This is a genomic window from Corallococcus exercitus, from assembly GCF_003611585.1.
In the GTDB taxonomy this organism is placed as follows: domain Bacteria; phylum Myxococcota; class Myxococcia; order Myxococcales; family Myxococcaceae; genus Corallococcus; species Corallococcus exercitus.
Genome location: NZ_RAVW01000606.1, coordinates 1 through 4,228 on the forward strand (window position 1 = coordinate 1; position 4,228 = coordinate 4,228).

Annotated in this window: 4 protein-coding genes; all 4 read left to right on the forward strand. The window is 73.7% G+C overall.

The window, feature by feature from the left end; genetic code table 11:
- The first annotated feature begins 53 nt into the window (after positions 1–53).
- Positions 54–1,514: an adenylate/guanylate cyclase domain-containing protein gene (locus D7W79_RS39475; protein WP_120530378.1), complete on the forward strand. Its 1,461-nt coding sequence runs from the start codon at positions 54–56 to the stop codon at positions 1,512–1,514.
- A gap of 20 nt (positions 1,515–1,534) precedes the next feature.
- Positions 1,535–1,954 (forward strand): type II secretion system protein GspG, encoded by a 420-nt coding sequence (locus D7W79_RS39480; protein ID WP_120530379.1) that lies wholly within the window; start codon positions 1,535–1,537, stop codon positions 1,952–1,954.
- A gap of 151 nt (positions 1,955–2,105) precedes the next feature.
- On the forward strand, positions 2,106–3,464 hold the full coding sequence (locus D7W79_RS39485) for a universal stress protein (protein ID WP_120530380.1): 1,359 nt from the start codon (positions 2,106–2,108) through the stop codon (positions 3,462–3,464).
- A 140-nt stretch (positions 3,465–3,604) separates the two neighbouring features.
- Positions 3,605–4,186, forward strand: a complete 582-nt coding sequence (locus D7W79_RS39490; protein ID WP_120530381.1) for a sigma 54-interacting transcriptional regulator — start codon at positions 3,605–3,607, stop codon at positions 4,184–4,186.
- Positions 4,187–4,228 lie beyond the last annotated feature (42 nt).

The following is a 4,228-nucleotide window of genomic DNA, read 5'->3' on the forward strand; positions in this document are numbered from 1 at the left end:
GGCTGGGCCAGGGGCCGGGGTTGGGCTACGGTGAAGCGAATGGAGGTTGCCGCGTGAGTGCCTCGAATCCCCTCTTCGGTGACCTGTTGCTCAAGCTGGGCGTCGTCACGCCGGGGCAGGTGCAGGAGGCGCTCGCGCTGCAGGCGCTCACCGGCCAGCGCGTGGGCGAAGCGCTCATCTCCCTGGGCTACGTGTCGCGCGAGCAGATTCAAGACGCGCTGGGAGAGGCCCTGGGCCTGAACCACGACAAGGGGCCCGCGCAGCCGCCGCTGGGCGAGCTGCTGGTGGGGCTCAAGTACGTGTCGCTCGCGCAGCTGGACGAGGCCCTGGCGCGGCAGCGGCGCGACGGGCGGCGGCTGGGGGAGATCCTCGTCGAGCAGGGCCACTGCACGTACAAGCAGATCTACGAAGCGCTGGGCGTGCAGAACCGCATCGTCGGCCGGCAGGACCTGCCGCGTCCCGCGACGGAGGGGCGCCGCCGCGTGGTGGTGGTGGACGACAGCCCGCTGGCGTGCGCGTTCGTGCAGGAGGGGCTGGTGGCGCTGGGCTACGAGGTCCTCTGCTTCCAGGACCCGTACGAGGCGCTGGAGGGCATGGGGCGGCTGCAGCCGGCCATCGTGCTGAGCGACCTGGAGATGCCGGGGCTGGACGGCGTGGAGCTGTGCCGGCGGCTGAAGGAGGGCCCGCGCAGCGCCATCCCCGTCATCATGCTCACCGCGAACGACCGGGAGGCGGAGCGCGTGCGCGGCCTGCGCGCGGGCGCGGACGACTACGTGAACAAGTCCGCGTCCCTGGACGAGCTGGCGGCGCGCATCGAGAGCGTGGTGCGCCGCACGGGCGAGACGGAGCGCATGCGCAAGCTGTTCGCGCGCTACACGTCCGACGCGGTGGTGGAGGAGATCCTCAAGAGCGCGGACGCGGCGGTGCTCGCCGGTGAGAAGCGCGAGGTGACGGTGCTGTTCGCGGACATCCGCAACTTCACCGGCCTGGCGGAGAGCCTTCCCCCCGAGCAGGTGGTGGCGGTGCTCAATCAGGTGCTGGGCCGGCTGTCGGACGCGGTGCTCACCTGCGGCGGCACGCTGGACAAGTTCCTGGGCGACGGGCTGATGGCCGTCTTCGGCGCGCCGGTGGGCCGCCCGGACGACGCGCTCCGGGGCCTGCAGTGCGCGAAGATGATGATGGAGGCCGTGGCGGAGCTGCGCGCCATCGCGGAGGCCGAGTGGGTGGCCCACGGCCGCGAGGGCCGGCCCCTGGTGCTGGAGCTGGGCGTGGGGTTGAACTCGGGCGTGGTGGTGTCCGGGAACATCGGCAGCGCGCTGAGGGCCGAGTACACCTGCATCGGCGACGCGGTGAACGTGGCCGCGCGGCTGTGCGCGCTGGCCGGTCCGGGGGAGATCCTGGTGGGCGAGCGCACGCGGGAGCTGGTGGACGCGAACGAGACGGCCTTCGAGGACCTGCCGCCGGTGCGCCTGAAGGGCAAGCAGCAGCCGGTGCCGCTTTACCGCGCGCTCTGACGCGGTAGGGTGGACGTGCCATGGCCGCCACCTCCTCCTCGTCCGATGTCCCCGACAGGTCCCGCCGCTCTCCTCTGCCCTGGGTGGCGGTGGTGTTCGGACTGGCGCTCGTCGTGGCCCTGGTGCTCACCGCCTTCCGCCGCCGCGACCCCGAGCAGACCCTGCAGATCCACGCCGACTTCACCGTCATCCTGGGCGCGCTGGAGCGCTACCAGGCCGACCACGGGGGGAAACTGCCGGAGGAGGGCAACCTGGACGACATGCTGGTGCCCAAGTACCTCAACGCCGTACCCCAGGACCCCTGGGGCCGGCCGTACCACTACGCGAGCAGCGCGCAGGGCGTGTTCCTCTCCTCCTTCGGCCGGGAGAACCAGCGCGGCGGGGCGGGGGAGAACCAGGACCACACCAACCACGACGGGCACCAGCAGCTGCTTCGCTAGGGCTCCGCCAGGGGCCCGGGCGCCGGGACGCCCCGCCCTGGAGGGCAGGCAGGCCGGCATGGATGGCGTCACGCCACCGGGTGTCCGGCGTGCGCATCCTTCTCGGCGGGGGAGGCTCCAGCGGGCATCGCCTCCTCGGGGGGGCCCCGCCATGGCCATCATCTGCGCAACCAACCTGTCCGCCGACGCCGCGCACGCGGCCACCCTCGCGGCGACCGTCGCCGGCCGGCTGGGAGAGCCCCTGCTGCTCCTGGGCGTGGACGATGACGTCCCCGACGCGGAGGCCCCGGACGCCCTGTCCTCGGCGGAAGGCGGGCTGGCCGCGGAGGCCGTACGCCTGAGGGCGCTGACGGGCACGGTGGAGCCGCGCATGCAGCGGGGCTCCTCCGTGGAGACGCTGCTGGGAGAGGAGGAGTGCCGCAGCGCCCGGCTGGTGGTGGTGGCCGCGGAGGGCTGGCGCACCTCCCCCTGGCGCAAGACGTCCCTGGCGGAGCGCCTGGCCCGCCACGGCTGCGCCCCGGTGCTGGCGGTGCGCCGGGACACGGCGCTCCTGGACTGGGCCCGGGGACGGCGCCGGCTGCTGGTGATGGTGGGGGTGGACCCCCGGTCCTCCACGTCCGACGCGGCCATCACCTTCCTGCGGGAGCTGCGGCGCGTGGGCGGGTGCGACGTGCTGGCCACGTACGTGTGCTCGCCGCTGGAGGAGCGCGAGCGGCTGGGCATCCGCACCCCCGTGCACGTGGAGCGGCTGGACGCGCGCGAGCGCACCATGGAGGGGTTGGAGCCGCTGGTGGAGCGCGTGCTGATGCGCGAGGTGCGCGAGCGCCTGGGCGACCTGGAGGGGGAGGGCCGCGTGGAGGTGGTGCTGGAGCCCGGCTATGGCCGCCCGGCGGACCACCTGCTGCACGTGGCCCACGCGCGCAGCGCGGAGCTGACCGTGGTGGGCATGCACCTGCGCGGCGGCGTGCAGCGGCTGTGGCACGGCTCCGTGTCGGAAGGGGTGCTGCGCCACGCGGAGCGCTCCGTGGCGTGCATCCCGCCCGGGGTGCGCGAGCCGCGCCGCCTCCCGCCCCCCCGCAGCGCCCTGGTGCCGGTGGACTTCACCGTCGCGTCCGTGCAGGCCATCGCGCAGGCGTGCTCGCTGGTGGGCCCGGGCGGCCGCGTGCACCTGCTGCACGTGCACCGGCTCCGGGGCCGCGAGCGGGGCCCCCGGGACTTCCACGGCGTGCTCCCGGAGCCCGAAGGCGAGCGGGACGTGGTGCTCCAGCGGCTCTGGGAGCAGGTGCCCCGGGACGCCGTCGCGCGGGCGGTGCACTGGAGCGTGGAGGGCGTCAGCGGGGACGACGTGACGGTCGCCATCTGCCAGGCCACGGAGCGCGAGGGCGTGGACCTGGTCTGCGTGGGCACGTCCGCGCGTCGCGAGGTCGTCCCGGACGTGCTGGAGGAGGCGGTGGCGCGCGAGCTGGTGCTGCGCTGCCGCAAGCCCGTGATGGTGGTGCCCTCGGCCTGACCCGGGAACAGGCGTCCAGTGCTCTGGCTTCTCATAAAACGGGTCCCTGTTTTTTTCTCGCAAGTAAGGGATTGAACAGGCAACCCGGGGGGGCGTTAGACTTTGGGAGGACCCGCTTTCCCAGAAGGGTAGGGCATCCCGTGGCTCTTCGCGGCTATCGAGAAGAGGACCTCGTCTCCAACCGTGCCTCGTTGATCATCCACGGAGGGACGGAGGACGAGCGCAGGGCCTGGGCGGAGGAAGCCGCGCGCAACTTCGGCGTCCCGCTCACGGAGGTGCGCCAGCCGCAGGAGCTGGCGGGAGCGCTGCGGCAGCCCAACGGCGTGCTGTTCATCGCGGACGTGGCGAAGCTGCCGCTGGACGCCCAGGGCCTCATCCTGCGCTGCCTCCAGATGCAGGAGGAGCGCCCCAAGGTGGTGGTGGGCGTCTCCGGCACGGCGATGGCCGCCCTCACCCGGGGCACGCTGCGCGAGGACCTGCACTACCGGCTGAACCAGGCGCAGGTGGACCTGCAGACGGACGGCCTGCGTGACGCGCTCAAGCGCCGCTGGGCGCAGCAGGCGGAGCAGCTGGCCGCGCGCGCCGCGGCGCTGAAGGCCGCCGAGGAGAAGGAGCGCGCCGCCGCCGTCGCCCGGCGCCCCGGCTCCGTCACCCGCATCCTCCCCAAGCGCAAGGGTCCGGCCTCCGCCCGCAAGGGCGCGCCCCGCAACGCGGTCCGCTGAAACCCACCCCTGGGGACCCCCGGCCAGGGGTGTCCTCAGAGG